Raw genomic sequence first — 24,503 nt, forward strand, 5'->3', positions numbered from 1 at the left:
GAGCGCGTGTGAACAACGATCCGCTTCTCGCCACTCCCTGCGCCTGCGGGTCTCTCGCACTCGTCCGTGTCACGGGAGACCTGGACTGCTTCAGCTCAGCCGGGCTGGACGCGTACACGGCCACCCTCATGCGGGACGGGCGATGTCACCTGGTCCTGGAGCTGTCGGGGGTCGGCTTCTGCGACTCCGCCGGGTTGAACGCCCTGGTACGGCTGTGGCACAGAACCCGGGAAGCAAACGGGAGTCTCACGCTGGCCGCCGTCACCGCGCCCGTGCTCCACGTCATCGAGATCACCAGCCTGCACGAGCTGCTCACCGTGGTGCCCACCACGAGCCACGCCCTCGCCGAGCATGCCTTCACCCAAGAGCAGTGTCAGGTCGAACTCCCAGGCCTCCATACCGAACACGACGCGCCTCCTGGCGAGAACCATGGAGAGGCGCCTGCCCTGTCCTGAAGGCCGAGGCGCGGAGCTGAGTTAAGTCCTGGCAGGGGCTGTCCTGGGCACGGCGGCTCGTCGGAGCCGCGGGACGTGTTCCGCCATGCCGGTGGCGCCCGCGGAGGCAGCCACCACAGACGGGCGCCACCGGCTGCTCATCGGGAGTGGAACCGGTGTCGGGAGCTACATCGCCGGCCACCTGTTATCGGCTCAGGACAGGCGCATCGTCAGGTGATGGAGAGCATGCCGCTGCGCAGGCGGGTCAGAAGCCGGGAGAGCAGGCGGGAGACGTGCATCTGGGAGATATCGAGTTGCTTACCGATCTCGGCCCCCGTCCGCTCTCGACGAACCGCAGATGCATGATCAAGCGCTCCCGCTCGCTGAGATCAGCGAGAAGGGGAGCGAGAGCGCGGAAGTCTTCCACGAGTTCCAGGGCCGGATCCTCGATGCCGATGACTTCGGACAGCGCCGCCTCTTTGTCCTCGTCCGAGGAGCTGAGTGGAGCGTCGAGGGATGCCGACGTGTAGCCGTTCGCGGCGATCTGGGCCTCGACGACCTCTTCCTCGGAGAGGTTCATCAAGGCCGCGAGTTCGGAGACCTTGGGGGAGCGGCCCAGTCGGCTGGCGAGTTCCTCGGTGGCCTTGGAGAGCTCGGCGCGGGCTTCCTGAAGGCGGCGCGGCACATGTACCGCCCAGGTGGTGTCACGGAAGAACCGCTTGATCTCTCCGACGATGTACGGCACCGCGAAGCTGGTGAACTGGATCTCGCGCGAGATCTCGAAGCGGTCGATGGCCTTGATCAGGCCGATGGTGCCGACCTGGACGATGTCCTCCATCGACTGGCCGTTGGCGCCTGTGGTTCGCTGATCCGGGGCAGCTCCATGTCGGTTTCCGTGGTCGCACTGACGCCTGCCGCCGTCACAAGCCCTCCCCGATCGTCCCCGGCCCGGCACGCTCTCCTGCCGGCCGGCCGCCTTGCTCGGCGCTTGCCCCCGATAGCGGAGGGCACACCCGCAGTAACCCGGAACGGAGCAACGATCACTGACTGTGGGACGTCCGGCCGACCAGCACCTGGCGCCTGCGTCGATGCGCCTCCACTCTGCTGAATCCTTGGGTTCCACCACGGACAGGAAGGTCCACGTGATCTCGCGTGCGTGTTCAGCGGTGGGCGGGACTGTCCGCGGACACGATCGCTTCATCCCTGGGGCTCGAACAGTGCCTTTGTCCGCATACCCACGGCCTGTGTCTTCAGGCCGGCCGCTATGCCCGGAACTGGCGGCAGGGAAGCTCCGGCACCTGCCGACCAGGGCCTACGAACTTTCGAGGCCAAACGGAGGCGGTCCCGGGGTATCCGAAGCAAGGAAGCGCCCAAGAGTGTCTGTTGTCATTTGACAATAATGACCCTAGGGCAAGAAAGTAGCCGTGTCGTGCTGCACGGGGAAGGGTGTGGAATGTTCCGGTGGGCGGAGGCTGCTCCGTGCGCTGGCCACCGACGCCCCGCAGTGTCGGGGAGCCCGGTGGAGTGGCCGCGTCGTCAGGCGGTCTGGTCGTCCTGCTGCTGGACGTTGTCGTGTATCTGCAGTGCCGCCGCGCGGCAGAACGCCTCGAGTCCTTCCAGCAGCGCCGTTCGCTTGCCGACGGGCATGAGGGCCAGCACCGTCTGCAGTTCCTGCTCCCTGCGTGCGCGCAGGTCGTCCAGGAAGGCGCGGCCCCGATTGCTGAGGTGCAACCGCACTTCGCGCCGGTTGGCGGCGCTGACCAGGCGCTCGACGAGCCCGGCTGCGACCAGGCGGTCGCACAGCCGGCTGGTGGACGGGGGCGTTGAGGCGAGTGCGTCACTGAGCGTGCGCAGGTTGATACCGTCCTGGTGCTCCAGCGTGAGCAGTACCCGCATCTGGGACGCGGACGCCGGAGCGGTGGACGCCCGCCCCCACAGGACTTCCAGCAACTCTCCTGCCGTCGCGGTCACACGGGCGACCTCGACGGGTTCCGGGCGGGGGCGGAAAGCAGCCACTGTCACACTCTCGCAGGCACTGGGACGGCCGCCAGCCTACTAGGTGCCTACAGCGGCCAGAGATGGTTTGGACGGCCCGGACAGCTTGGCGCGGCTGAATCGTACGACCTCGTCACGTAGGCGAGGTCGGTTTAAGTGTCCGCTGAAAGATTGGTGTATTTACCATCGTGAACAGATTTGTGACCGCCGAGCGCGCCCTGCGTACGGCGGCACCCCACGAGTTGCTCGACGCCGTCCGTCGTGCGCTGATTGAGCAGTACGCCGCGGAGTCCGTGGAGCTGTTCATGGCCGATTACGGCCTGACTGTGCTTCAGCCGGTGTCGGTGCTGCCGCACACCATGGAGCCGGTGTCCGTGCACAGCAGCGTTGTGGGCCGGGCTTTCGGTGCTCAGGAGCCGGTCGTTGAGGCCGACGCAGGCCGTTACGCGCGTGTGTATCTGCCGGTCAGTGTGCGTGGGGACCGGCTGGGCGTCCTGTCCGTGACTCTGCCGGACGACGGCCGGGTGCACGACCTGCTGGGCGAGCTCATGGACATCGCCGAGGTGCTCGGCCACGAGGTGGTCGTGGCCGAGAGGGACACCGACATCTATCTGCAGGCGCGGCGCAAGGACCGGCTCACGCTGGCCGCTGAGATGCAGTGGCAGCTCCTGCCCGGACGTTCGTGTTCCCGACCCGAGTACGAGTTGGGCGCGCAGCTGGAGCCGGCGTACGCGATCTTCGGTGACAACTTCGACTGGTCCGCCACGGCCGACCACCTGATGCTGTACGTCACCAACGGCATGGGGGAGGGCATAGAGGCCTCCCTGCTGACGAACCTGGCGATCAACGCCCTGCGCAACGCCCGGCGTGCTGGGATCGCCCTCGACGATCAAGCGGCATTGGCCGACCAGGCGGTCTACGCCCACTACAGCGGCCGCTGCTATCTGTCGGTGTTGATGTTCGACTTCGACCTCGCAACAGGTCATGCCAAGGTCGTGGACGCAGGCTCCCCGCAGATGCTGCGGCTACGGGGTGGCGCGGTCGAACCGGTCACCTTCGAGGCACAACTCCCGTTGGGCATGTTCGAAGAGACCGACTACGTGGCTCAGGAGTTCCGGGTGGAGCCCGGCGACCGGCTCGTCTTCGTGAGCGATGGTGTGTACGCGGTCGCCGGCCCCAAGGGCGAGGCGTACGGCGACGTCGCGTTGGCCCGGGCGATCCAGGCCACCCGGCTGCTCCCCGCCGCCGAGGTCCCGCGCGCCATCCTTCGCGAGCTGACCGGACATCGCGGCCGGCCCGTTCCCGATGACGACGCCCTCGTGGTCTGCCTCGACTGGCACGGCCGCTGATCAGGTCGCGAACGTCCCTCCTCGGTATGTGTCGATCCCGTGTTGTTTGCATCACGCGCCCAGCGCTACGTTTGCCATGAGGCAATAATCGCCTCTTGGTAAGTGTGGCCGACCTACGGCCGCTGAGCCTGTACAGAGGGGACGATGCAGGTGTCGGAGCAAGAGGCGGTCGAGTCGACAGCGCGCCAGTTGGGGGCCTTCCTGGAGCGCCGCCGGGAGCAGATCGCTCAGCGCTGGGCCGATGTCCCGCTCTTCGGCACGGTCTTCACCGTCTCGCGCGACGAAGCCGTGGAGGCGTGCAAGGCCGTCGTGGACGCGCTGTCCCACGTGGCGGCGGCCGGGCGGCTCGAGGACATCGAGGCACCCGGCTTCGACAACGTGCGTGAGCAGCTCGGGCGTATGTCCGGCTCCCGGACCCGCACCGGATCGAGCCCTGCCCAGATCGCGGACGAAGTCGCCGCCCTGCGCGCCCCGGTCGCCGAGCTGCTGCGGGCCGAATTCACGGACTCCTCCGCCTCCGAGGCAGCGGAGAGCCTCCTGGCGTTGACCGCTCTGATGGGCACCCTGCGCCTGGTGGTGATGCGGACGGCGCTCAGTGCGGGCGAGGAGCTGATCGCGCGGCAGCGGCAGCAACTGCTCGAAGTCGCCACCCCGGTGATCAACCTGTGGGAGGGCATCGTCGCCGTACCGCTGATCGGCACCCTGGACAGCGCCCGCAGCCAGGTGGTGATGGAGTCCCTGCTGGAAGGCATCGTCAACCAGCGCGCCCGCTACGCCATCCTGGACATCACCGGTGTCCCCACGGTCGACTCGCTCGTCGCCCAACACCTGATGAAGACGGTCGCCGCCGCCCGCCTGATGGGCGCCGAGTGCATCGTCTCCGGCATCCGTCCGGCCATCGCGCAGACCATCGTTCAGCTCGGCATCGATCTGGGCTCCGTCCTCACCCGCGCCTCGCTCGCCGACGCGCTTGCCTACGCCCTTGGTCAGCAGGGCATCGAAGTGTCCCCGAGGGCGAGCCTGACGTGACCGGTCGCTTCCCGGACCGCGCCACCGCGGTACCGGTCCTGGCACTGGGGCAGACCCTGCTGGTCAGCCTCCAGGGGGAGCTGCACGACAGCCTGGCCGAGCAGCTTCAGCACGACATCGCCCGCCGTATCGCCGACAGCAAGGCAAACGGTGTGGTCATCGACATCTCCGGAGTGGAGATCGTCGACTCTTTCCTGGGACGCGTACTTGCCGAGATCGCCGCAAGCGCCAGTCTGCTGGCGGCCCGCACCGTCCTGGCAGGCATGCGACCGGCTGTGGCGATCACGCTGGTCGAGCTGGGCCTCACCCTGCCCGGTCTTGCCACCGCCCTCGATGTCGAACGTGCACTGGAACTGCTCGCGCAGCCGTCTGCGTCGAGCGCTTCGGACGAACGCGAGAGGGGCACGTGATGCCGGCATCCGACCCCGCCACGGGTACAGTCCTGCCGATCGGCTCGGACGCGGATCTCGCATGGGTCCGGCAGCAGGTGCGCCAGTCCGCCGCGGAACTCGGCTTCGGCCTGGTGCAGCAGACGAAACTGGTCACCGCGGCCAGCGAACTGGCCCGCAACACGCTGGTCCACGGCGGTGGCGGGCATGTGGAGATCAGTCCGCTGTCCCAGGGCGTGACCCGTGGACTGCGCCTGTCCTTCGTCGACACCGGACCAGGCATCCGCGATGTCGAACTCGCCATGACCGACGGATACACCACGGGCGGCGGTTTGGGCCTCGGGTTGAGCGGCGCCAAACGCCTCGTGAACGAGTTCGAGATCGACACCGAACCCGGCCGGGGCACCACCGTCACCGTCATCGCCTGGGCGACCGGCGTGCCCACAGCTCGCGTGGGGTTGTCATGAGCCGCGTCTGGGACATCCCGGTTCACGACTCCACCCGCGTACGGGATGTCCGGGTAGCGGCCGAGGCGGCCAGCCTCCTCGCCGGCCTCGACCCACATCGCACCGCGGTCGCCGCTCTGGTCGCCACCGAGCTGGCGACCAACCTGCTCAAACACGCAGGCGGCGGTCGCATGGTGATCGGCGTCGTCGATCGTCTGCGGGAGGAGACCCGCACTGCGGCCGTGCAGCTCACCGCCCTCGACCACGGCCCCGGCATCCACGATGTCAACGCGGCCATTCGTGACGGCTACACCACCAGCGATGCGTCGCTTGGTGCCGGTCTGGGCACCTGCCTGCGTATATCCAGCGCGTTCGACCTGCACAGCACCCACCGGGGCACCGTCGCGGTGGCGCATATCGACCAGGAGCCCGGCACCACCCGGTCTGCAAAGGGGAGACAAGGTCCGACCGCAGGTGGGATCAACGTACCGCTCGGCCAGGCCGAGGACTCCGGAGACGCCTGGAGCTGCATCCGCTCACAGGCTCGCCTGACCCTGATGCTCGCCGACGGCCTCGGTCACGGAGCCAAGGCCGCGCACGCGTCCAGCGCGGCCGTCGACGGACTGCGCCGCGCCGCGCACCTGCAGCCTGCCGAGATCCTGCGCCAGATGCACTCTGCCCTCCGCCCCACCCGCGGGGCGGCCGTAGCCGTGGCCCAGCTGGACACGGACAGTTCGGAGCTGACCTTCGCCGGGGTCGGGAACATCGGCGCCCGGCTGTACACCTCAGGTTCATGGGAGCACCTTGTGTCCCACCCCGGCATCGTCGGCGCCCAGTTCCCGGCGACGGTACCCGTACAGCGCCGGTCCTGGCAGCGGGGCAGCCTGCTCGTCCTTCACAGCGACGGACTGCCCAGCAGGTGGGCGCCGCCCGACGATCCCGATCTCCTCACCCATGACCCGGCGGTGGTGGCTGCCACCATCCTGCGGGACGCCAACAGCCCTGCCAGCCCCGTACGCGACGACACCAGTGTGGCCGTTTTGACCTCCGAACTCGCTGACCGGCGCCCATGATCCCGGTGGATGCTCGGAAGATCACCACCGCGACGGAAGCCGCCCGCGCCCGGACCTTCGCGGCGCGCCTCACGGCCGTTCTGGGCGCGCCCGAGGTCGAGCGGGCCCGTTTCCTCACCGAACTCACGGCGCGGCTTCGCCAGTGCCTTGGCCACGGTGGTGCAGAAGTCACCCTCAGTGTTCGGCGGGTCGGCCCGGATGGCGGCGGGCAGGTCCAGGCCGTCGTACGGCCCAGGCCGCCGACGCGAGACCCGATGCCGCCATGGCGGCTCGCTCTCACCTGCCCCGGCCCTGTGACAGGCAACCTGTCTCCCTTCGCGGACGTGGATGACGACCCGGTCGAGGCCGTCCTCGCGGCGGATGAGGAGACCGCAGCGGTCCTGAGCCGGCTGGATGAGACGGAGAGGCTGCTCCGTGTCCACCGTGAGGAGCTGCATCAGACCAACCAGGGCGTGCTGGCCCTGCACGCCGAACTGGACGCCGCCGCGCTCACCCAGCAGAAACTCCTCGACGCCGAACGAGCCGCGCGCGGCGAGGCGGAGAAGGCACGGCGCCTGCTGACCTTCCTCGCCGACGCCAGCGCGACCGTGACCGCGTCCCTCGACCACGAGGACATCCTGCGCCGCCTACCCGAACTGCTCGTCCCCGAGTACGCGAGCCGGGTCGATGTCTGGCTCTTCGACGACGAACCGGCAGACAGGAACGGCGCCCACCCAGGTGCCGCGGTCGCCGCCGCCCGCGCCGACCGTCCCCAACACGCCGGAGCGGACCGATGCGGACTCGCCTGGATCAACGATCTCCCGCTCTCCAGGACGGAGCCCACAGGGCCAGTACTGAGCATCCCGCTCACCGTGCGACGGACCCTGGGCGTGCTGACCCTCACCGCCGCCGGTGACCGCTTCGACGCGGACACCCGCGTCATGCTGCTCGAACTCGCCCGCCGCACCGCCATCGCCCTCGACCACGCCCTGCGCTACGAACAGCACCGGGACACCGCCGAGGCATTGCAACGCGCCCAGCTCACAGACCTGCCCGCCATCGACGGCCTGCACCTGGCCGCCCGGTACCTGCCCGCCACCCGTGGCCTCAACATCGGCGGCGACTGGTACGACGCCTTCTTCCAGCCCGACGGCAGCCTGCTGACGGTCATAGGAGACGTCACCGGGCACGGTCTGCGCGCCGCCGTCATCATGGGCCAGCTCCGCACCGCTCTGCGCGCCCATGCCATCGACAACGACGGCCCCGCCCAGATCCTCACCCGCCTGCACCGCATGCTCCGCCACCAGCAGCCGAACCTGTACGCGACCGCCATGATCGCCCGCTTCCAGCCAGGCGATCCCCAGGTCGTGTGGGCCGCGGCCGGGCATCCGCCGGCCGTGGTCCGCGCGCCCGACGGCAGCGTGCGCGTCCTGGACACCAAACCCGGCGTGATGCTGGGAGTGCCCCTGCCCTTCGAGTACGAGGACCACACGGCCGAACTGCTGGCCGGCTCGACGCTCGTGCTGTACACCGACGGCCTGGTGGAGCGACGCGCCCACGGAATCGACCCGGGAATCGAGCTGCTCAGCCGGACACTGGCCGCCCTGGACGAGCCCGAGCTGGAAGAAGACCTGGACGCGTGCGCCGAGTCGCTGCTCAAACCGCTGGTGCACGACTCCGAACGCGACGACGACGTCTGCCTCCTGCTGTGCCGCACGACCCAGCCGGTGACGCCGGAGGCGGCCGGAGCCGAATCCCCGGAGCGGCTGACCGTGATCCCAAGCGATCGCGCCCTAACGGGCCTTCACCGCGATAGCGTGGAGGTCACAAGGGGAGAGGGTGGACGCCGTGAATGCCTCTGAACCGTTCTCGTCCGCGGAGAGCCGGCTGCGGGCGGTTCCGCCCCACGCGCTGGTCGCCACCGCCGGGTCTCTTCTGGCCGCGGGTTTCGGCGCTCAGGACGTCACCCTGCTGTTGGCCGACTACGGCCTGACAGTTCTGCAGCCCGTCACGCACCTGCCGCACACCGGCGACCCGGTCTCCGCGCACGACGGTCCGGCCGGCACTGCGTTCACCACTCAGACGCCGGTGGTCGAGGTCATCGCTGACACGACCATGGAACGGGTTTACCTGCCCATCACCGTCCGCGGTGACCGGCTCGGCATCCTGTCCCTCCGCGTACCCGCTGCCTCCGCGGATCCTGCCACCGTGCTCAGGCTCGGCGAGTTCGCCACAGCCCTGGGCCATGAGGTTGCCACAGCAGGCCGGGACACCGACCTGTACCTGCAGGCCCGCCGAACCCGCCGTCTCACCCTCGCCGCCGAGATGCAGTGGCAGCTCCTGCCGGGGCGCGGCTGCGCCCGCCGGGAGTACACCATCGGCGCTCACCTGGAGCCGGCCTATGCCGTCGGTGGCGACAACTTCGACTGGTCCACCAGCGCCGACCACCTCACCCTCACTGTCACCGACGGCATGGGCCAGGGCATCGACGCCTCCCTGCTCACCAACCTCGCTGTCAGCGCCATGCGTAACGCCCGCCGTGCCGGTATTGGGCTCGCCGACCAGGCCGCCCTGGCGGACCAGGCCGTCTACGCCCAATACGGAGGCAAGGTGTATGCCTCGACGCTGCTGCTCCGCTTCGACCTGGACACCGGCACCGTGCGCGCGGTGGACGCCGGCTCTCCCCAGCTCTACCGCCTGCGCGCCACCGGTATCGATCTGATCGAACTGGAAGCGCAGCTCCCGCTGGGCATGTTCGAGGAGACCCCGTACGAGGAGCAGACCTTCCAGGTGGAGCCCGGGGACCGCCTGGTCGCCATCAGCACCGGTGTGCACGGCACCCGCTCGGCGACCGGAGACCTCTTCGGGGAACGAGCCCTGCGCCAGATCCTGAGCGCGACCCGCCAGACCCCGCCGCACGAGACGGCGCGCGCGGTCGTCGCCGGCCTGATCGAGCACTTCGGCAGCAAGGACCTCACCTCCGACGCAGTGGTCGTCTGCCTCGACTGGGCGGGCAGGCCCATCGACACTGCGCGGCTCACCCCCGAAGGCACCTGACGGACTCCTCTCACCGTGGGTCCGGCGGCTCTCACGAAGGAGGCAGCGGTCCTTTCTGAGCGGCGAGAAAGGCCTTCATCCCGCGACTCAGCGCCGACCGCTCCGCCGGATCCATGACCGCCAACGCAACTGTCAGAGCCTGGGCCCGTCGCGCCGCCACATCGTCCAGCACACGGCGTCCCTGCGCGGTGAGACTCAGCCGGACCTCACGGCGCTTCTCCGGATGCAGCGCGCGCTCCAGCATCCCCGCCGCCTCCAGCCGGTCACAGAGACGGCTGGCCGTGGGAAGCCCTATGTCCAACCGCTCGGCCAACCCGGTGAGATTCAGCCCCGGCGCCGCCTGAAGAGTCAGAAGCGCCCGAAGCTGGTGCGGGGACAGGCGCAGGGCCGCCTCCTGCGCGGCAAGCGACCACAGGTTCGTGAGACTCTCCACGGCATCGGCGATCTCCGACGCGACGGCGTCCGGGCCATCGTCCGGTCCCTCCACACGGTCGCCGCCGGAGTCGTCGAGACGGGTCACGAACACATCGCTTTCAGTGAGTTCTGCATGCTGCCGAGACAATCCTCATTCAATCGCTGTACCCGAAGACAAGGGGTGCAAGCAGCTCCTGGGGCGACTGAACATCGCCTGGACGCTACCGGTCGCGGGGGGGTGAGATCGGGCGCAATGCCCGTACCAGTCTCAACGAGGCCGGCGAGGTGCTCAACGGCAGGTCCATGCCAGGATGACCTGGGTCCCCGTACTGTCATGTGCGTCGGATGGACGGCCTCTGATCTGCGGGCTCACACCGCTGCACATGGCCTCGCGTGCTCTGAGAGAAGTGGGCAAACCGACTTCAGACGGAGACTTCGGTTCGGGACGGTGGCGTGCGAGGACGTAAGGATCACATGGCGCGGCCTCGGGCTGCGACCGGCTTGGAGCGGTGCGGCACCGACCCGGGCGAGTCCGGTCCCCGGTCTCACGAGCCGCTCCTGTCGGACGGACCCAGCGTGCCGGTCAGTGCCGCGGCTGCTGTCGTGCCAGGGCGTCGGCCAGGTGCTGACGCGCCACGTACAAGGCGGTGTCCAGTTGGCGTGTCCCTGTGAGCACGCACAGTGTGTACTCTGCGTCCTCAAGTTCGCGCGCGGCCTGCGGGTCACCATCGAGGGACACGCGTCGCTTGAGCCTCTCGCACCGCTCGAGCAGTTCCCGCAGAAGCGAAGGATGCGCCATCACCATGGTGAACGCCTCCGTCGTCACCTGTTCGGACCATCCCCTCCACCCCTACGCTCCCAGCTGTCGGCGGCCCCTGCACCCGGGAGACCAGCGCGGCGCGGGAAGTGGGCGGGCCGGCCGCCGCGACCCCGCTCTTATGCCAAGGCATGGTGCCCACCGCCGAGAAGGAACCTCAGGCCACTCCCGTCAGCATCATCTGATCCCGTCCTGGTTCACGCCGCGCACCAAAGCGCGGCGCGCCTCCTCCTCGTAGGCACGGTCTGCCCGGGGGCAAGCGGCCGCCTGGGGTCCGGTCAGCTGTGCCCGGTCAACGAAGGGCCATGCACATCCGGAGTGGACGGGCAGGGGTGCCGGATACTGTCGAGCGGGTTCCTTGCGGGTGGAGCCGGTCCGGCGACCTCCACAGTGGCTGGCCCCCGCAAATGGTCGCCTAAGAGCTGTCCCGTAAATGATCTACGGCATGCCGGTTGGCCGGCGGCGCTGCGCCTCGTCCGGCAAGGGTGAGGTTGTGCAGGAGGGCGATGCCGAGCACGTTGCGGTGAACGGCTTCGTCTTCGAGGCGGCAGTCGCGGAGGATCTTCCAGAGAACGGAGGGGTGCCGTTGAGACTGCGTGTCAGCGGGGGATCCTCTGTCCCGCTTCGGTGAGGGTCAGTGTGAGGCACCCCAGCCATGTGCCGGATCGCGGGTACTCCCAGTTCTCGGTGTCCGCCAGGACAGCGGGAAGGTCCTGCTTCGGGATGGGGGGACCGGGCTGCTGTCCGGGAGTGCCATCCGGCGCTGTCCAGGGCACGAGCCGGCACACTTCGATCCATCCTCTGTCGACGAGGGGAAGGAGGATCGGGACGAGAGCCGAGGCGGGCCCTGAGACCAGCGGCTCGTCGAGGTCACCCCAGACACCGGGGAGGATGTCGATCTCGGTGGCGTTGATCATGAAGGCGCGTTCGGCGGAGGACAGCTGGTCTGTCGCGGGATAAATCACGTGCAGAGTGTCGCAGCCGCCGTCTGTTCACCAGAACGGGCTCTGGCTCAACTTCTGTGATGGGTGGCTGCGAGGTGCGCGGTGGCTCGGAGGGGAGGGCACCGGGGGAGTGCCGTCACGTCTGTGACAAGCTCGCGCCACGTGGCGGTGGTCAGAGCGCCGCTGTCGCGGGCCACAACGGTCTGCGGTTCGCGGCGAACTACCACGTCAGCCCGGTCACGGTCCTGGAGGCGGTGGAAGGTTACCGGTCCTTCTTCCAGCCTTCCGAGTTCCTCGACAAGCCCTACATCAGGGTCTCGGCGGACGCCGTCGTCGCCGAGGACGACGCCACCGCCCGCGCACTCGCCACCGGCTACGGACCGTGGGTCCGCAGCATCCGCACCGCCGAGGGCGCCATCGAGACCCGACGCCGGAGGAGGCGCGCGCCCATCCATGGACCGACGAGGACCGGGCCCTCGTCCAGGACCGCCTCGACACCCAGTTCGTCGGATCACCGGGCCGGGTGGCCGACCAGTTGGAACAACTCCAGGAGTCCACGGGCGCGGACGAGTTGCTCATAACGACGATCACCCACGACCACACGGACTGGGTCCGTTCGTACGAACTGCTCGCGGAGGAATGGCGCCGACGGGGTCACTCCTTCCAGTCGAGCTGACGTTCGGGAGTACCCCACCGACCGGCTGCACGCGAACGCTTCGGCGCGGCCCGCCTCGTCACCGCGCCGACAGCGGAAGATCTTTTTGCGTGAAGACGACCACGTGAATGCAACCATGCTGAGACGACCTCGTGTTCGTCCTTCGCCGCAGCTCTCCGCCCGTGGCCCGACGCCGCCTCTTGGACCTCGGGTCCCGGCATCAAGGTGCTTGAACCGCTGGACGTACGCGACGACTTGGCCGAGTCGGGCGCTTGCACAGCCGCACGGTACCGGTCAGCCCGATGCCAGGCCCCGGAAGAGCAGAGCCAGTGACTGTTGCGGGCTCTGTCCCGCGGTGTCGACGATGACGCGCTCGCGGTCCCACGGCTCGTACTCCCGGTCGACGACCTGCTGCCAGTCCGGCAGCGGCAGATCTGAAACGTCGGCCGAGCGCGAGGTCACGCGGCGCCGGTGCTCCGCCGGATCCGAGCACACCACTTCCACCTCGACGACACGCACGCCCGCCCTGACGGCCGTGTCCCGCCAGGCGTCACGCGTCACAATCAGCGGATTGACCGATTCCGTGATCACGGTCAGCCCCTGCCGCAGATGTTCCTCGGCCAGGGCATATCCGACGGTGTAGCCCACGGGACCAACCGGGCGTCCGGCCACCCCGGAACGGACGATCGCCTGCTCGATGGTGTCGACCCGCAGATGGACCGCACCGATCCGGGCCGCCAGGAGACGGGCGAGCGTGGTCTTGCCGGTGCCGGGCAGTCCGCCCATGACGATGAGCACAGGGTCACCCCCCGTCAACCGTCGCGAAGAAGTGCCGTACGCCTGGGCGTTGCGCACGAAGAGCTCGTGCAGGTCGCGGACCGCCCGCGGAAGGGAGCCGGAATGGCGGCGCTGCAGTACCAGCAGTACGTCGGTCGCATCCCCCGCGAGCGGCCGCACAGTGATCGCGCCGCGTCGCTCCAGCGGGTCGCCGACGACGCTGAAGTCCGGCAGCACCGTGGCCCCCAGCCCCTCGGCCACCATCAGTTTGCCCATCTCCGCGCCGTCGGTGGAGTACGAGAAGGACGGAGTCCGGCCGCGGAGCAGCCGGTGCACGAAACGGTGCATCACATAGCCGGACCGCATCACGACCAGCGGCTCGGCCAGGAGACTGTCCGCGTCCACCGCCTCCAGGGCCGCCAGCGGACTGTCCGGACGCACGCACACCACCGGCCGGCCGCGGAGCAACTCCGTCGTCTCGAAGCCGGGCGGAATGTCGTCGCCCCGGAGGTAGTTCACCAGTCCCAGGTCGAAGGCGCCCTCCAACAGGCCGCGGTGGATGTCGGCCTGCTGCGCGCCGACCAACTCCACCTGGGTGACCGGGTGTGAGGCCCGGAACTCGCGCACGGTCGGGATGACCAGCGGCACGGTAGCCGTGTTCACCGTGCCGAGCCGGACCATGCGGCTGATGCGGTGCTGGTCGCCGGCCGCGCCGCGCAGCCGGTCGACCGCGTCGAGCACGCTCATGATGTGCGGCAGCAGCTCGCGTCCCTCGTCGCTGATCTTCGCCCCGGACCGTTTGCGCTCCAGCAGGTCCACGCCGAGCTCGCGCTCCAGATTGCGTACGGTCTCGCTGAGCGCCGGCTGGGACAGGTGCAGTTCCTCGGCGGCGCGCCGCAGCGAACCGAGCCGTGTGACGGCAGCGATGTATTCGAGCTGTTCGATACGCACGAACAGGAGACTGCGCCCTCCCGGGGCCGGGTTCAAGGGAATCCCTGTCACAACCTCGTGAATACCGACTCTCACCATGTGGAATCACTTCCGGGAATTCTTGACCGGCCGGACTCCCTCCTGGTTCGATCGATGGCATGAAGCGACAGGACCTCACGCGGCGACTCCATGTCGACCTTGCGCGTGTTTCCAGCGCCTTCTGTCGCTGTCGGGTCTGAGCGCGCCCGAGGGAAACCCTCCCACCCGCTCCCTCTGTGACTTCCTTCCGTGAATTCCGGTCCCGGCTCGTTTACGTCGTGACGACGGCTTTCCCGGAAACGCCGCTCCAGCGTGCCTGAATTCCGCGGAGCTCATTCGTCCTGCCCGCGCAGCATTCCCCTGCCAGGAGTTCCCATGCCCGCATCCTCCGCGTTCCCCGGATCCGATCCCGTCCGCTTCGCCTACTGGGTGCCGAACGTCAGTGGCGGTCTGGTCACCAGCACCGTCGAGCAGCGCACCGACTGGGGGTACGAGTACAACCGCGAACTCGCCGTCCTCGCCGAGAACAACGGCTTCGACTACGCGCTCAGCCAGGTCCGCTACATGGCCAGCTACGGCGCCGAGTACCAGCACGAGTCCACCAGCTTCAGCCTCGCCCTGCTGCTCGCCACCCAGCGACTGAAGGTCATCGCCGCCGTCCACCCCGGCCTGTGGCACCCGGGCGTCCTCGCCAAACTCGGCGCCACCGCCGACCACCTGTCGAACGGCCGCTTCGCCGTCAATGTCGTCAGCGGCTGGTTCAAGGGCGAGTTCACCGCGCTGGGCGAGCCCTGGCTGGAGCACGACGAGCGCTACCGGCGCTCCGAGGAGTTCATTCGCGCCCTGCGGAAGATCTGGACCGAGGACCACGCCGAGCTCGCCGGTGACTTCTACCGGTTGCGTGACTTCTCCCTCAAGCCCAAGCCGCTGAACACCCCCGAGCGTCCACACCCGGAGATCTTCCAGGGCGGCAACTCCACCGCCGCGCGCGCCATGGCCGGCCGCGTCTCCGACTGGTACTTCTCCAACGGCAAGGACTTCGACGGCGTCACCGAGCAGATCCAGGACGTCCGCTCCTCCGCCGTCCAAGCGGGCCGCACGGCACCGAAGTTCGGCCTCAACGGCTTCCTCATCGCCCGCGACACCGAAGCCGAAGCCCGCGAGACGCTCCGCGAGATCGTCGCCAAGGCCGACACGCAGGCCGTGCACGGCTTCCGCGACGCCGTCCAGCAGGCCGGTCCGTCCACCGGCGACGGCAAGGGCATGTGGCAGGACTCCACGTTCGAGGACCTCGTCCAGTACAACGACGGCTTCCGCACCGGCCTGATCGGCACCCCCGAGCAGATCGCCGAACGGATCGTCGCCTACAAGCGTCTCGGCGTCGACCTCTTCCTCCTCGGCTTCCTGCACTACCTGGAGGAGGTGGAGTACTTCGGCAAGCGGGTGCTGCCCCTGGTGCGCGAACTGGAGGCACAGGAAGCCGCGTCCGAGCCCGCCGCCGCCCACGCCTGACCGCGGCCCGCACACGAAACGACGAACCGAAAGGTCCTCCCATGGCCACTGTCCTGTCCGTCTCCGGAAGCCCCTCCGCCACCTCCCGCACCGCTCGGCTGCTGCGCCACCTGGACGAGCGGCTCATCGCGCAGGGGCACGAGGTGATTGCGCTGGACGTTCGTACCCTGCCCGCCGAGGCGCTGCTCGGGGCCGACTTCGCTCACCCGGCGATCGTCCGGGCCACCACCCTGTTCGAGCAGGCGGACGGGGTGGTGATCGGTACCCCTGTCTACAAGGCCGCCTACTCCGGACTGCTGAAGTCCCTGCTCGACCTGCTCCCGCAGTACGCCCTGGTGGGCAAGACGGTCCTCCCGCTGGCCACCGGCGGCACCACCGCCCACGTCCTGGCCATCGACTACGCCCTGCGCCCGGTGCTGGCCTCCATGGGCCCCGCGCACATTACGCCGGGCTGGTTCACGCTCGACAAGGACATCACGGTGGGCGAGGACGGCACGCTGACCGTCGCGCCGGGATCGGCCGAGGCTCTGGCGCAGGTCACGGACCAGTTCTCGGCCGCGCTGGGCGGGCGGACGACACTGCTGGCGGCCGCCGGATGAGCGCCGCGCACGTCATCGCGGACGACGCCGAGGCCCTTGCCGTGGCCGCGGAGCTGGCCGCGGACTTCCGCAAGGGCGCCGCCGAGCGGGACGCCCGGCGCAGGCTCCCGCACACGGAGCTGGAGCGGCTGTCCGCCTCCGGGCTGCTCGCCGTGACCGTGCCCGCCCGGTTCGGTGGCGCGGACGTCCGTGCGGACACGCTCGCCGAGACCTTCCGACTGCTGGCCGCCGCCGATGCCAGCCTGGCCCAGATCCCGCAGAGCCACTTCGTGTACGTCAACGTGCTGCGCCGGCACGGGACGGACGAGCAGCAGGAGTTCTTCTTCGGCGAGGTACTGGCCGGCAAGCGGTTCGGCAACGCCCAGTCCGAGGCGGGCACCCAGCACGTCCAGGACATCCGCACCCGCCTCGCCCGGCTCCCGGGCGGGTCGTACGTCCTCGACGGCGTCAAGCACTACTCCACCGGCGCGCTGTTCGCCCACTGGATCCCCGTCCTCGCCCGTACCGAGGACGACACCCTGCACGTGGCGTACGTCCCGCGCGACGCGCCCGGCGTCACGGTCGTGGACGACTGGGACGGCATGGGACAGCGCACCACCGCCAGCGGAACCGTCCGCCTGGAATCGGTGCCCGTGCCCGCCGACCGGGTCGTGCCGCACCACCTCACCTTCCAAGGCCCCCAACTACACGGTGCGGTGGCTCAGTTGCTGCACGCGGCCATCGACGCCGGCATCGCCTCTGGGGCGCTGGGCGAGGCGGTGGAGTTCGTCCGTACGAAGAGCCGCCCCTGGTTCGAGAGCGCCGCCGAGGGGCACGCGACCGCCGCGGAGGACCCGCTGCTGATCCAGCGGTTCGGTGAACTGGCGATCAGAGAAAGGGCTGCCGAAGCGTTGCTTCGCGAGGCCGCCCGCGCGGTTGACGACGCCCGCGCCGACCTGACCGACGACTCGGCCGCCGAGGCCTCGATCGCGGTGGCCACCGCAAAAGTGACGGCGGCCGAGGCCGCCGTGGAGGTCGCAAGCGCCCTCTTCGAGGTCTCCGGCACCCGCTCGGCCCTCGACTCCCTGGGCCTGCACCGCCATTGGCGCGACGCGCGTACCCACACCCTGCACGACCCGGCCCGCTGGAAGGTCCAGCACATCGGCCGTTACGTGCTCAACGGCACCAAGCCGCCCCGGCACGGCCTCCTCTGACGAACGCTGACGAACACCGATCGGAGCCCCCACGTGTCCCTCACCTTCCACTGGTTCCTGCCCACCAACGGCGACAGCCGCCACGTCGTCGGCGGCGGCCACGGCACTCCCGCCACGGAGTCCGGGCGCGACCGGCCGCCGACGGTCGCCTACCTGAGCCAGGTCGCCCGAGCCGCCGAGGACCTCGGCTTCACCGGGGCGCTCACCCCGACCGGCGCGTGGTGCGAGGACGCGTGGCTGACTACCGCCATGGTCAGCCAGAACACCGAGCGCCTGAAGTTCCTCGTCGCCTTCCGCCCCGGCTTCGTCTCGCCCACGCTCGCCGCGCAGATGGCCTCCACCTTCCAGCGGCAGACCGGCGGACGGCTCCTGCTCAACGTCGTCACCGGCGGCGAAAGCCACGAGCAGCGGGCCTACGGGGACTTCCTCGACAAGGACGCGCGGTACCGCCGCACCGGCGAATTCCTGCAAATCGTCCGGGGGTTGTGGGAGGGGAAGACCGTCGACTTCGCCGGCGAGCACCTCCAGGTCGAGGACGCCAGGCTCGCCCGGGTGCCCGACCCGGTGCCCGAGGTGTACTTCGGGGGCTCCTCGCCGATCGCCGGAGAAGTTGCCGCCAGGCATGTCGACGTCTACCTCACCTGGGGTGAGCCGCCCGCCGCCGTTGCGCAGAAGATCGCCTGGATCAGGGCGCTGGCCGCGAAGGAGGGTCGCAGCGTCCGCTTCGGAATCCGGTTGCACGTCATCACCCGCGACACCTCCGAGCAGGCCTGGGCCGAGGCGGAGCGGCTGCTGGCGGGCTTCGATGCGGAGACCGTGCGGCAGGTGCAGGCCGGGCTTGCCCGCAGCGAGTCGGAGGGACAGCAGCGGATGCTGGCCCTGCACGGGGGTGGGAGCCGGGACGGGCTGGAGATCCATCCCAACCTGTGGGCGGGCATCGGTCTGGTGCGGGGTGGGGCGGGGACCGCCCTGGTCGGCAGCCACACCGAGGTTGCCGAGCGGATCAAGGAGTACGCCGCATTGGGGATCGAGGAGTTCATCTTCTCCGGGTATCCGCATCTGGAGGAGGCGTACTGGTTGGGCGAGGGCGTGCTGCCGAAGCTTCAGGCGCAGGGTCTGTGGCGGCACCCGTACGGGCAGCAGGTGGCCCCCACCGCCCAGGTCCCCTTCGCCGGTGCCGGGAGCGCGCGATGACCCATGTGTTCGCCGACGACACCGGCCCCGCTCCCACGGAGGCGCCGAGGTTCGACGGCTTCGACCTCGCCTACGTCACCACCCCTGGCTCCTTCGCCGACTTCGTCGACCTCGTCGTCCCGGAACTGGGCAGCCGCGGCAGGATCGCGGCCCCGTCCGGCGGCACCACGCTTCGCGAACGCCTCCACGGCGCGGCCGGCAGCTCCCGGATCAGGGACGACCACCAGGCCGCCCGCCATCGTGAACTCGCCATCCGGGACTGAAACAGCCGGAACACACCAGCTTTCCTAGTTTTCCTATCGAAATTACTAGGAAAGCGCGACGGCGGTCGAAGAGGCGAGTGAGAATGATGAAGCCGACGCGTCACGGCGCACCGCCGCACTCCCACGCCGCCTCGCCGGGGCTGGCCTGTCGGGCTGAGGCGCTCTTGCGTCTCTGTACAGGCACCTTGCGTGGTGGAGGCGGCAGTGGATGCAGTTCGGTCACCGACTCACCCAAGGGCTGTCCCGAAAGTGATCTCAGACGTGCTCCTCATCGGCCATCGGCATCGGCCGATGCCGAGTACGGCGTGGTGGACGCCGTCGCCCTTCACACGGCAGTCACGCAGGATCTGACTCGAAGACGCCGGCGGCCCCCGCGTCAGCCACCGTTGCGCGGGGACGCCCCGCGGCGCGTGGCTGCGGGGCGCCTTGTGGGGTTCAGTCGATCCGCTCCCCGTCGTGCGTACCGCCCTTACAGGTGTTGTCCGACAGATCGGCCATTCCGCCGCCCGCCTTGCACTCACCAGGGGTGACGTAGGAGTGGGCACCCTGTGCGGTGGCGGTGGCGGCGCCTGCGAGGCCGAGTCCGGCGAGGGCTGCCGTGGCGAAGACGGCGGCGAGGATTCGACGAATACGCATTTGGTTCCCCTTTCATACAGCACTGTCACCCAAATGGCGCAACGTGAAGAGCCACCCACATGGGTGAAGATCAAGCTGACTAGAGCCCTAACCGAGACAATCCGTCCAGGCACTAGTCCTACTTCAACCGTCGCACCACTTGGCGACTCACGCACGCTGACAGCGATACCGCAAACGCGCTACCAGCGGCCGCCCTGCGCCAAGGGGTGTCCCGTAACCATCGGCACCACCCTCTGAGGGTTCGCCGCCTCCTGCGACGGGAGGTCGACGATCAGCCTCGGAAGGCTGGGGCTAGATTCTTCGCATGCCTTCGCATCTCAGTCATGGTGCGTCCGGAGCCCTCCGACGCTTCGCTGGATGGCTCGCCCGGGGGTCGGTAGGCCACCCGATGCTGGAAGGGATCGACTACTGGCAGGAGTTGCGTGAGTCGCCCTCCCAAATGGAGATCTGTGTCGCGATCTTCGCCAACGTCCTCGAACTGGATGAGCAGGGAGAACCGGTCAACGAGAAGCACGCGGAGCGCCGGGCTGCAGCCTGGCTCTACAGATACTGCACCGGGGAACTGCCCCCGGGGGAGCCGGACATCGAGCCGTGGGAATGCCAGCTTCATTGACCGTTGATGTGCGATGTCATTCGAGTAAGGCAGGACCTGCCCACCACCCTGCCCTCGATGCACTGCGCGGTGGGGTTATCCGGCAGGCGTGAGGTTGTGCATGCGGGCGATGCCGAGCATGGTGTGGTGGACTCTGTCGCCTTTGAGTCGGCAGTCGCGGAGGGTCTTCCAGGTCTTCGCCTTTGCGGCGTTGGTGGGGCATGACGACTTGCAGTCGTTGCGGTTCCCGGGCAGGGGTCGGCTGCCAAGTGCCGCATCGACGACGACCTGGACGGCTACCAGCTCCTACTCGACCTCCTGGCCGAGCACGGTGACACCGCCGAGACGCCGACCCCGATCGCGATCGAGACCAGCCGAGGCCTGCTGGTCGCCACCCTGCGGACGGGCACCCGGCAGGTGTTCGCGGTGAACCCGATGGCACCCTCCCGTTACCGCGACCGCCACGGCGTGAGCCGCAAGAAGTCCGACCACGGTGACGCGCTCGTACTGGCGAACATCATTCGCACCGACATGCACATGCACCGGCCCCTACCCGCGGACAGCGACCTGGCCCAAGCCATCGCCGTCCTCGCCCGCGCCCACCAGGACGCCGTCTGGAACCGGCAGCAGATCGCCAACCAGCTCCGCTCGCTACTGCGCGAGTACTACCCCGCAGCACTGGAAGCCTGGCGGGACAAGGCCGGCGGACTGATCCGATCCGATGCCAGGAAGGTTCTCGGAGCGGCTCCCACCCCGACTCTGGCCGCCCAGCTGCCGACATGGAAGCTCCGGCTGATGCGGACCAATGCGGGCCGCAAGCGCGGTATCACCGAGGACGCCGAACGGCTTTACACGCTGTTCCGGCAGCCGCCCGCCAGCCGGCCGCGGCCGAGGAAGCCATGGGCATCCAGGCCAAGGCCCTGCTGACCCTGCTCAATGCCGCCTGCAAGGCCGTGGGCAGAACCGTGTGCTCTTCGACGCATCCATCGCATTTCCGCCTCCTGCCGCAGCTGGCTGATCACTCAGGACTCGGCTCTGACAGGCTGTCCTCCTGAGCGCGGAAGGGGAGTCATGGCAGAAGTCGGTGGATGGATCTGGGAGCGCAACCTACGGTCCTTCCTGGAGTTGCTGTCGCGCTACGTGGGTTACGGCTTCGATGCCACCGACTGGGAGACGGTGGCCCTGGCGGTTGAGGCGACCGACGACGATCAGGCCGACGGCTGGTACTCATACATTTTGGTCGGCAAGAAGCAAGAGGTCGAGGTTCGGCTTGCCCGCTCGGTCGGTGGCGATGAGGTCTCTGTGATCGTTAACGGACCTCTGACGCCCGAACTGGAGGTCCGGGCAGACACGCTGCTGTCCGCATTCGCGACTGGCTGACCCCACGCAGGACAAGGTCAACTTGACCCGGTAGCCGCATGAGGTGTCTTTCTCCGCGTAAGTCGGAGGAAGAGGATTCAGTTCAGCACAGGCCAGCACCGCCAGCACCGCCCAGAGTTCGCTGGACGGTGATCGGCATCATGGTCCGTCGACTCACCCGCCGTGGGCCAGCAAAGCGACCTGGACCTCGGTTCCTCGGCCAGACCTCTACTGGACCGGACCAGCCAGCGTTTCGATCGGCAAAGGCGGCCATTTCGGTTCCTTCCAGGTAAGGCTTGCCAGCTCTTCCGGTGGTTCGGCGCCGTCCTGCACGGTCGTGACGTAGGCCTTTGCTTCCTGCAGGTTCACTCGCGGGGCCTGCTTGCGCAGGTGGCTCATCGCCGCCACGACGCCTGCGGAGTGGACGAGCGCGCGAACAGTGGAGGCCAGTGGATCAGGCGGTCTGATGCCCTTGGTCTGCAGGAGGTACTGCTCCTCCCAGCCCTCGTCCTCCCACCAGACGGCGGGCACGTAGTGGATGCTCCCATCGTGCCGGTCCACCAGGTAGTGGCCGCCGACGAAGCTGCCGCGCATGTTACGGGCCCGGGCCTGCTCCGCCGAGCGCCAGAAGACGAGCCAGCCAACCGCGCGTTCCTCCACGTGGTAGATGTCCGGCGTGGGGGCAGCCCCCCTCCACCGCTGCGTCGGCAGCTCTCTGGCCAGGAAGGACTTGATGAGCTCAACGGCGCGTTCCTTGGAGATCACGATCTCATCATGCGCCACAGGTCAACCGGTTTTCGGCATGCCCGCGCCGTCCCCACCGAGATCTCAAACGCGGTCTCAGTGATTCGAAGGGCACAGAAATGACACAGCCCACCACCACCGAGACAATCACGGACCAGGTCTCTGCCGATACCGTCAAGGCTCTGCGAGCCGCGATGGAACGACTCTTCGCAGGGCGCCCCACCTGCACCGATGGGCGGCTGGTCAAGGAGAACCTCTACCGCGATGCCGGCGTCAGCCGGGCCACGATGAACCGGGTCCACCGCATCTCGCCGAATGGGACCGGCGCACGGCTGCCACCGACGCCCGCACCCCAGGCGAAGCCAGACGTGATGATGAACTCGAGGAACTGCGTGTCGAGGTGAGAGCCCTCAAACGAGAGCGGACCCGGCTCCAAGGCCGACTCGATGCCTCCGCCACGGTCATCGCCGCCCTCCATCACGACAACGCAGCCCTCCGCCAGCAGCTGGACACGCAGACCGGGGCCGTCGTCACCATCGGCCCGCCACGCTCCGAATGATCCCGAGGGGGCTGTCCTTCCGGCCATTGTCAGTACCCCACGGCAAGATGGCGAGACCAGCACCATTGAGTGGTCAAGTCCACCATCAGTAGAGGGAGTTGCATTGCCTGCGAGGAAGCGGCAGGGCCTGCCGGTCGGCACCAGGATCGGTGTCCACGAGGTGACCGGCCCGTCATTCGCGAAAATCGCGACGGGTCGCAGTGGGAAATCGACAAAACGCAATCGGTACTTCGTTCCAATGCGTTGCACAGCCTACAAGAGGAACATGGACATCCGGGAGGACAGGCTAAAGGAGTTGGAGGCATCGGCTTGCGGCTACTGCTACGCGAGCGTCGACGGCGACCCGGAAGCCCGAATCCATGTCGAGAGAGTATGGAACGGCCAGGTCCAGGTCTATGACAGATACCGCTTTCACGGGAAATCGCGCAGTCGCCTTCACGGCGTCTGGACCAACATGCGGGAGCGATGCAACAACCCGAAGTTAAAAAGTACCCCGGATATGGCGTCCGCGACATACCAGTCACAGCCGATCCAGCCTGGGACAAGTCGGGGGTCATTATCTGCGCAACCTCTGCGAGGACAACGGCGGCTACCAACGATGTCGGCGTCAACTGCCTGCGCTCCTACTCGGGCCGCGGCAGTCTCGTGTGGGGCGCCCGCACGCTCTCCAGCAGCCGTGAGTGGAGGTACCTCCACTCACGGCGCCTGACCAGCTTCCTGATGGAATCGATCCAGACCAGTACCACATGGACCGCATCCGAGCCGAACGACGAGCGGCTCCGGGCCGAGCTCCGATCGGCTGTCGCCTCTTTCCTCAAAACCAGTGGCGCGCGGGCGCTCTTCAGGGGCGCACACCGGATGAGGCGTTCTTCGTAGTCTGCGATGAGACGAACAACACCGACGGAGCGGACAAGGTGGTCATCGACATCGGTATCGCCCCGGTCCGACCCGCGGAGTTCCTTACCTTCGCCATCACGCAGACCACGAGCACCAAGGCGTAGAACCCGTCGGCCGGCCCCTGGCGCCGGGGCGTCAGTGGGTGCCGAACACCGGCCCGCGGGTGCGGCTCTTGCTCAGCCGGGCGGGTGCCAGCGTCCCCATACACCGTCTCCAGCCCCAAGTCCTCACGCGCTTCTCCCGGTGCCATGTCCTGGGCCGGGCGCCATTGTCTTCACCGGGCATCGGCGGCCCGGCCAGGTCCAGATCCTCGATGCTGACGTCCCGGAGCTGGGCGGCGCGCGCACGAACGTCTGTGGCCTGTTCGGCCGCCTCGGGGCGGCCGTCCTCGACGGCGAAACATATGCCAATCCGTGAGGTCCCTGCCAGTCAAGGTCCCAAGGACCTCTGGAGGTTTCAACCTGCCTACGTCGTTGGACGCAGACGCATCCGGCCGCGGCCGGGGTCTCGTCGGCGGCCTGGCCGGTGTAGCCGGCCTGTAGCGCTGCGGTACCTCGGCTTCATGCGCCATCGGCGTGCTGCGACCATGGGGGGCTGCCCGATCCCGCCGTCACCGCCGATGACCTCC

General features: G+C 68.5%; 25 protein-coding genes and 6 pseudogenes. 20 read left to right on the forward strand and 11 right to left on the reverse strand.

Translation table 11 applies throughout. The features are described from left to right. Positions 1–8 precede the first annotated feature (8 nt). Positions 9–455, forward strand: coding sequence for an STAS domain-containing protein (locus ACIGXP_RS35105; protein WP_399775383.1), 447 nt, complete (start codon positions 9–11; stop codon positions 453–455). Positions 456–664: 209 nt separating this feature from the next. Here the strand turns inward: ACIGXP_RS35105 and ACIGXP_RS35110 are convergent. Both ACIGXP_RS35110 and ACIGXP_RS35115 read right to left on the reverse strand, forming a co-directional pair. Continuing rightward, positions 665–1,281, reverse strand: a pseudogene (locus ACIGXP_RS35110) (SigB/SigF/SigG family RNA polymerase sigma factor); the annotation flags it as partial. 689 nt (positions 1,282–1,970) lie between these two features. After that, positions 1,971–2,456, reverse strand: a complete 486-nt coding sequence (locus ACIGXP_RS35115) for a MarR family transcriptional regulator (RefSeq protein WP_363220748.1) — start codon at positions 2,454–2,456, stop codon at positions 1,971–1,973. 161 nt (positions 2,457–2,617) lie between these two features. On the opposite strand from ACIGXP_RS35115, the gene ACIGXP_RS35120 reads away from it, so the two are divergent. The 7 genes from ACIGXP_RS35120 to ACIGXP_RS35150 all read left to right on the forward strand — a co-directional run bounded on the left by ACIGXP_RS35120 (position 2,618) and on the right by ACIGXP_RS35150 (position 9,751). Continuing rightward, positions 2,618–3,778 (forward strand): PP2C family protein-serine/threonine phosphatase, encoded by a 1,161-nt coding sequence (locus ACIGXP_RS35120; RefSeq protein ID WP_399775385.1) that lies wholly within the window; start codon positions 2,618–2,620, stop codon positions 3,776–3,778. Between the two features lie 144 nt (positions 3,779–3,922). Beyond that, complete coding sequence (locus ACIGXP_RS35125; protein WP_399775388.1) at positions 3,923–4,807, forward strand: STAS domain-containing protein; 885 nt, start codon at positions 3,923–3,925, stop codon at positions 4,805–4,807. Beyond that, a complete protein-coding gene (locus ACIGXP_RS35130) occupies positions 4,804–5,217 on the forward strand; it encodes an STAS domain-containing protein (protein WP_363220745.1) in 414 nt (137 codons plus the stop codon). Before ACIGXP_RS35125 ends, ACIGXP_RS35130 begins: the two co-directional genes overlap by 4 nt. Continuing rightward, positions 5,217–5,663 carry an ATP-binding protein gene (locus ACIGXP_RS35135; protein ID WP_399775390.1) on the forward strand — a complete coding sequence of 149 codons (447 nt, stop codon included), beginning with the start codon at positions 5,217–5,219 and terminating at the stop codon, positions 5,661–5,663. Before ACIGXP_RS35130 ends, ACIGXP_RS35135 begins: the two co-directional genes overlap by 1 nt. Next, positions 5,660–6,715, forward strand: a complete 1,056-nt coding sequence (locus ACIGXP_RS35140) for a SpoIIE family protein phosphatase (RefSeq protein ID WP_399775392.1) — start codon at positions 5,660–5,662, stop codon at positions 6,713–6,715. The genes ACIGXP_RS35135 and ACIGXP_RS35140 overlap by 4 nt, the downstream gene beginning before the upstream one ends. Continuing rightward, a complete protein-coding gene (locus ACIGXP_RS35145) occupies positions 6,712–8,556 on the forward strand; it encodes a PP2C family protein-serine/threonine phosphatase (RefSeq protein ID WP_399775394.1) in 1,845 nt (614 codons plus the stop codon). The genes ACIGXP_RS35140 and ACIGXP_RS35145 overlap by 4 nt, the downstream gene beginning before the upstream one ends. Beyond that, positions 8,534–9,751, forward strand: coding sequence for a PP2C family protein-serine/threonine phosphatase (locus ACIGXP_RS35150; RefSeq protein ID WP_399775396.1), 1,218 nt, complete (start codon positions 8,534–8,536; stop codon positions 9,749–9,751). Before ACIGXP_RS35145 ends, ACIGXP_RS35150 begins: the two co-directional genes overlap by 23 nt. 31 nt (positions 9,752–9,782) lie before the next feature. Here the strand turns inward: ACIGXP_RS35150 and ACIGXP_RS35155 are convergent, their stop codons facing one another. The 4 genes and pseudogenes from ACIGXP_RS35155 to ACIGXP_RS35170 form a co-directional block, all read right to left on the reverse strand. Continuing rightward, complete coding sequence (locus tag ACIGXP_RS35155) at positions 9,783–10,271, reverse strand: MarR family winged helix-turn-helix transcriptional regulator (RefSeq protein ID WP_399775398.1); 489 nt, start codon at positions 10,269–10,271, stop codon at positions 9,783–9,785. Between the two features lie 477 nt (positions 10,272–10,748). Beyond that, positions 10,749–10,991: a DUF5133 domain-containing protein gene (locus tag ACIGXP_RS35160; RefSeq protein ID WP_399775400.1), complete on the reverse strand. Its 243-nt coding sequence runs from the start codon at positions 10,989–10,991 to the stop codon at positions 10,749–10,751. A 406-nt stretch (positions 10,992–11,397) separates the two neighbouring features. After that, positions 11,398–11,550, reverse strand: a pseudogene (locus tag ACIGXP_RS35165) (IS5/IS1182 family transposase); the annotation flags it as partial. A gap of 31 nt (positions 11,551–11,581) precedes the next feature. After that, entirely contained in the window at positions 11,582–11,947 is a 366-nt protein-coding gene (locus ACIGXP_RS35170; RefSeq protein ID WP_363220226.1) for a hypothetical protein, read from the reverse strand. Positions 11,948–12,090: 143 nt separating this feature from the next. Here ACIGXP_RS35170 and ACIGXP_RS35175 point away from each other — a divergent pair. Beyond that, a pseudogene (locus ACIGXP_RS35175) lies at positions 12,091–12,602 on the forward strand (LLM class flavin-dependent oxidoreductase); the annotation flags it as partial. A 273-nt stretch (positions 12,603–12,875) separates the two neighbouring features. On the opposite strand, the gene ACIGXP_RS35180 reads toward ACIGXP_RS35175, so the two are convergent. Further along, a complete protein-coding gene (locus ACIGXP_RS35180) occupies positions 12,876–13,436 on the reverse strand; it encodes an AAA family ATPase (RefSeq protein WP_399775560.1) in 561 nt (186 codons plus the stop codon). Continuing rightward, positions 13,413–14,309 (reverse strand): annotated as a pseudogene (locus tag ACIGXP_RS35185) (LysR family transcriptional regulator); the annotation flags it as partial. The pseudogene ACIGXP_RS35185 and the gene ACIGXP_RS35180, both read right to left, overlap by 24 nt. A 137-nt stretch (positions 14,310–14,446) precedes the next feature. Between ACIGXP_RS35185 and ACIGXP_RS35190 the strand changes: the two are divergent. The 6 genes from ACIGXP_RS35190 to ACIGXP_RS35215 all read left to right on the forward strand — a co-directional run bounded on the left by ACIGXP_RS35190 (position 14,447) and on the right by ACIGXP_RS35215 (position 19,088). Then, complete coding sequence (locus ACIGXP_RS35190) at positions 14,447–14,527, forward strand: putative leader peptide (RefSeq protein WP_351611030.1); 81 nt, start codon at positions 14,447–14,449, stop codon at positions 14,525–14,527. Between the two features lie 175 nt (positions 14,528–14,702). Further along, entirely contained in the window at positions 14,703–15,839 is a 1,137-nt protein-coding gene (sfnG, locus tag ACIGXP_RS35195; RefSeq protein ID WP_399775402.1) for a dimethylsulfone monooxygenase SfnG, read from the forward strand. Between the two features lie 41 nt (positions 15,840–15,880). Continuing rightward, on the forward strand, positions 15,881–16,438 hold the full coding sequence (ssuE, locus tag ACIGXP_RS35200; RefSeq protein ID WP_399775404.1) for an NADPH-dependent FMN reductase: 558 nt from the start codon (positions 15,881–15,883) through the stop codon (positions 16,436–16,438). Continuing rightward, positions 16,435–17,631: an SfnB family sulfur acquisition oxidoreductase gene (locus ACIGXP_RS35205; RefSeq protein WP_399775406.1), complete on the forward strand. Its 1,197-nt coding sequence runs from the start codon at positions 16,435–16,437 to the stop codon at positions 17,629–17,631. The genes ssuE and ACIGXP_RS35205 overlap by 4 nt, the downstream gene beginning before the upstream one ends. 33 nt (positions 17,632–17,664) lie before the next feature. After that, the gene (locus ACIGXP_RS35210) at positions 17,665–18,825 is read left to right on the forward strand and encodes an LLM class flavin-dependent oxidoreductase (protein ID WP_399775409.1); all 1,161 of its coding nucleotides are present in this window, start codon (positions 17,665–17,667) and stop codon (positions 18,823–18,825) included. After that, positions 18,822–19,088, forward strand: a complete 267-nt coding sequence (locus ACIGXP_RS35215) for a hypothetical protein (protein WP_399775411.1) — start codon at positions 18,822–18,824, stop codon at positions 19,086–19,088. Before ACIGXP_RS35210 ends, ACIGXP_RS35215 begins: the two co-directional genes overlap by 4 nt. Before the next feature lie 435 nt (positions 19,089–19,523). On the opposite strand, the gene ACIGXP_RS35220 is transcribed toward ACIGXP_RS35215, so the two are convergent. Further along, a complete protein-coding gene (locus tag ACIGXP_RS35220; protein WP_363215602.1) occupies positions 19,524–19,724 on the reverse strand; it encodes a hypothetical protein in 201 nt (66 codons plus the stop codon). A 388-nt stretch (positions 19,725–20,112) separates the two neighbouring features. Between ACIGXP_RS35220 and ACIGXP_RS35225 the strand changes: the two genes are divergently transcribed. Next, positions 20,113–20,337, forward strand: a complete 225-nt coding sequence (locus ACIGXP_RS35225; RefSeq protein WP_363215603.1) for a hypothetical protein — start codon at positions 20,113–20,115, stop codon at positions 20,335–20,337. A 75-nt stretch (positions 20,338–20,412) separates the two neighbouring features. On the opposite strand, the pseudogene ACIGXP_RS35230 reads toward ACIGXP_RS35225, so the two are convergent. Then, positions 20,413–20,523, reverse strand: a pseudogene (locus ACIGXP_RS35230) (IS5/IS1182 family transposase); the annotation flags it as partial. 57 nt (positions 20,524–20,580) lie between these two features. Between ACIGXP_RS35230 and ACIGXP_RS35235 the strand changes: the two are divergent. Then, positions 20,581–21,269: pseudogene (locus ACIGXP_RS35235) on the forward strand (transposase); the annotation flags it as partial. A 118-nt stretch (positions 21,270–21,387) separates the two neighbouring features. After that, complete coding sequence (locus ACIGXP_RS35240) at positions 21,388–21,696, forward strand: hypothetical protein (RefSeq protein WP_399775414.1); 309 nt, start codon at positions 21,388–21,390, stop codon at positions 21,694–21,696. Between the two features lie 207 nt (positions 21,697–21,903). Here the strand turns inward: ACIGXP_RS35240 and ACIGXP_RS35245 are convergent, their stop codons facing one another. Next, entirely contained in the window at positions 21,904–22,440 is a 537-nt protein-coding gene (locus ACIGXP_RS35245) for a hypothetical protein (protein WP_399775416.1), read from the reverse strand. Between the two features lie 98 nt (positions 22,441–22,538). Here ACIGXP_RS35245 and ACIGXP_RS35250 point away from each other — a divergent pair, with 98 nt between their 5' ends. Further along, complete coding sequence (locus ACIGXP_RS35250) at positions 22,539–22,823, forward strand: hypothetical protein (RefSeq protein WP_399775418.1); 285 nt, start codon at positions 22,539–22,541, stop codon at positions 22,821–22,823. Positions 22,824–23,724: 901 nt separating this feature from the next. Further along, positions 23,725–23,979: a hypothetical protein gene (locus ACIGXP_RS35255; RefSeq protein ID WP_399775420.1), complete on the forward strand. Its 255-nt coding sequence runs from the start codon at positions 23,725–23,727 to the stop codon at positions 23,977–23,979. Positions 23,980–24,503: the final 524 nt, after the last annotated feature.

This window comes from Streptomyces sp. NPDC053069 (assembly GCF_044546895.1).
GTDB lineage: Bacteria > Actinomycetota > Actinomycetes > Streptomycetales > Streptomycetaceae > Streptomyces.

Excerpts from the sequence above, each read along its gene's own strand:
- ACIGXP_RS35220 (WP_363215602.1), bottom strand. The coding sequence starts at position 19,724 with ATGCGTATTCGTCGAATCCTCGCCGCCGTCTTCGCCACGGCAGCCCTC.
- ACIGXP_RS35145 (WP_399775394.1), top strand. The coding sequence starts at position 6,712 with ATGATCCCGGTGGATGCTCGGAAGATCACCACCGCGACGGAAGCCGCC.
- ACIGXP_RS35205 (WP_399775406.1), top strand. The coding sequence starts at position 16,435 with ATGAGCGCCGCGCACGTCATCGCGGACGACGCCGAGGCCCTTGCCGTG.
- ACIGXP_RS35225 (WP_363215603.1), top strand. The coding sequence starts at position 20,113 with ATGCTGGAAGGGATCGACTACTGGCAGGAGTTGCGTGAGTCGCCCTCC.
- ACIGXP_RS35215 (WP_399775411.1), top strand. The coding sequence starts at position 18,822 with ATGACCCATGTGTTCGCCGACGACACCGGCCCCGCTCCCACGGAGGCG.
- ACIGXP_RS35190 (WP_351611030.1), top strand. The coding sequence starts at position 14,447 with ATGAAGCGACAGGACCTCACGCGGCGACTCCATGTCGACCTTGCGCGT.
- sfnG (WP_399775402.1), top strand. The coding sequence starts at position 14,703 with ATGCCCGCATCCTCCGCGTTCCCCGGATCCGATCCCGTCCGCTTCGCC.
- ACIGXP_RS35125 (WP_399775388.1), top strand. The coding sequence starts at position 3,923 with ATGCAGGTGTCGGAGCAAGAGGCGGTCGAGTCGACAGCGCGCCAGTTG.
- ACIGXP_RS35140 (WP_399775392.1), top strand. The coding sequence starts at position 5,660 with ATGAGCCGCGTCTGGGACATCCCGGTTCACGACTCCACCCGCGTACGG.
- ACIGXP_RS35250 (WP_399775418.1), top strand. The coding sequence starts at position 22,539 with ATGACACAGCCCACCACCACCGAGACAATCACGGACCAGGTCTCTGCC.
- ACIGXP_RS35255 (WP_399775420.1), top strand. The coding sequence starts at position 23,725 with ATGGACCGCATCCGAGCCGAACGACGAGCGGCTCCGGGCCGAGCTCCG.
- ACIGXP_RS35135 (WP_399775390.1), top strand. The coding sequence starts at position 5,217 with ATGCCGGCATCCGACCCCGCCACGGGTACAGTCCTGCCGATCGGCTCG.
- ACIGXP_RS35240 (WP_399775414.1), top strand. The coding sequence starts at position 21,388 with ATGGCAGAAGTCGGTGGATGGATCTGGGAGCGCAACCTACGGTCCTTC.
- ssuE (WP_399775404.1), top strand. The coding sequence starts at position 15,881 with ATGGCCACTGTCCTGTCCGTCTCCGGAAGCCCCTCCGCCACCTCCCGC.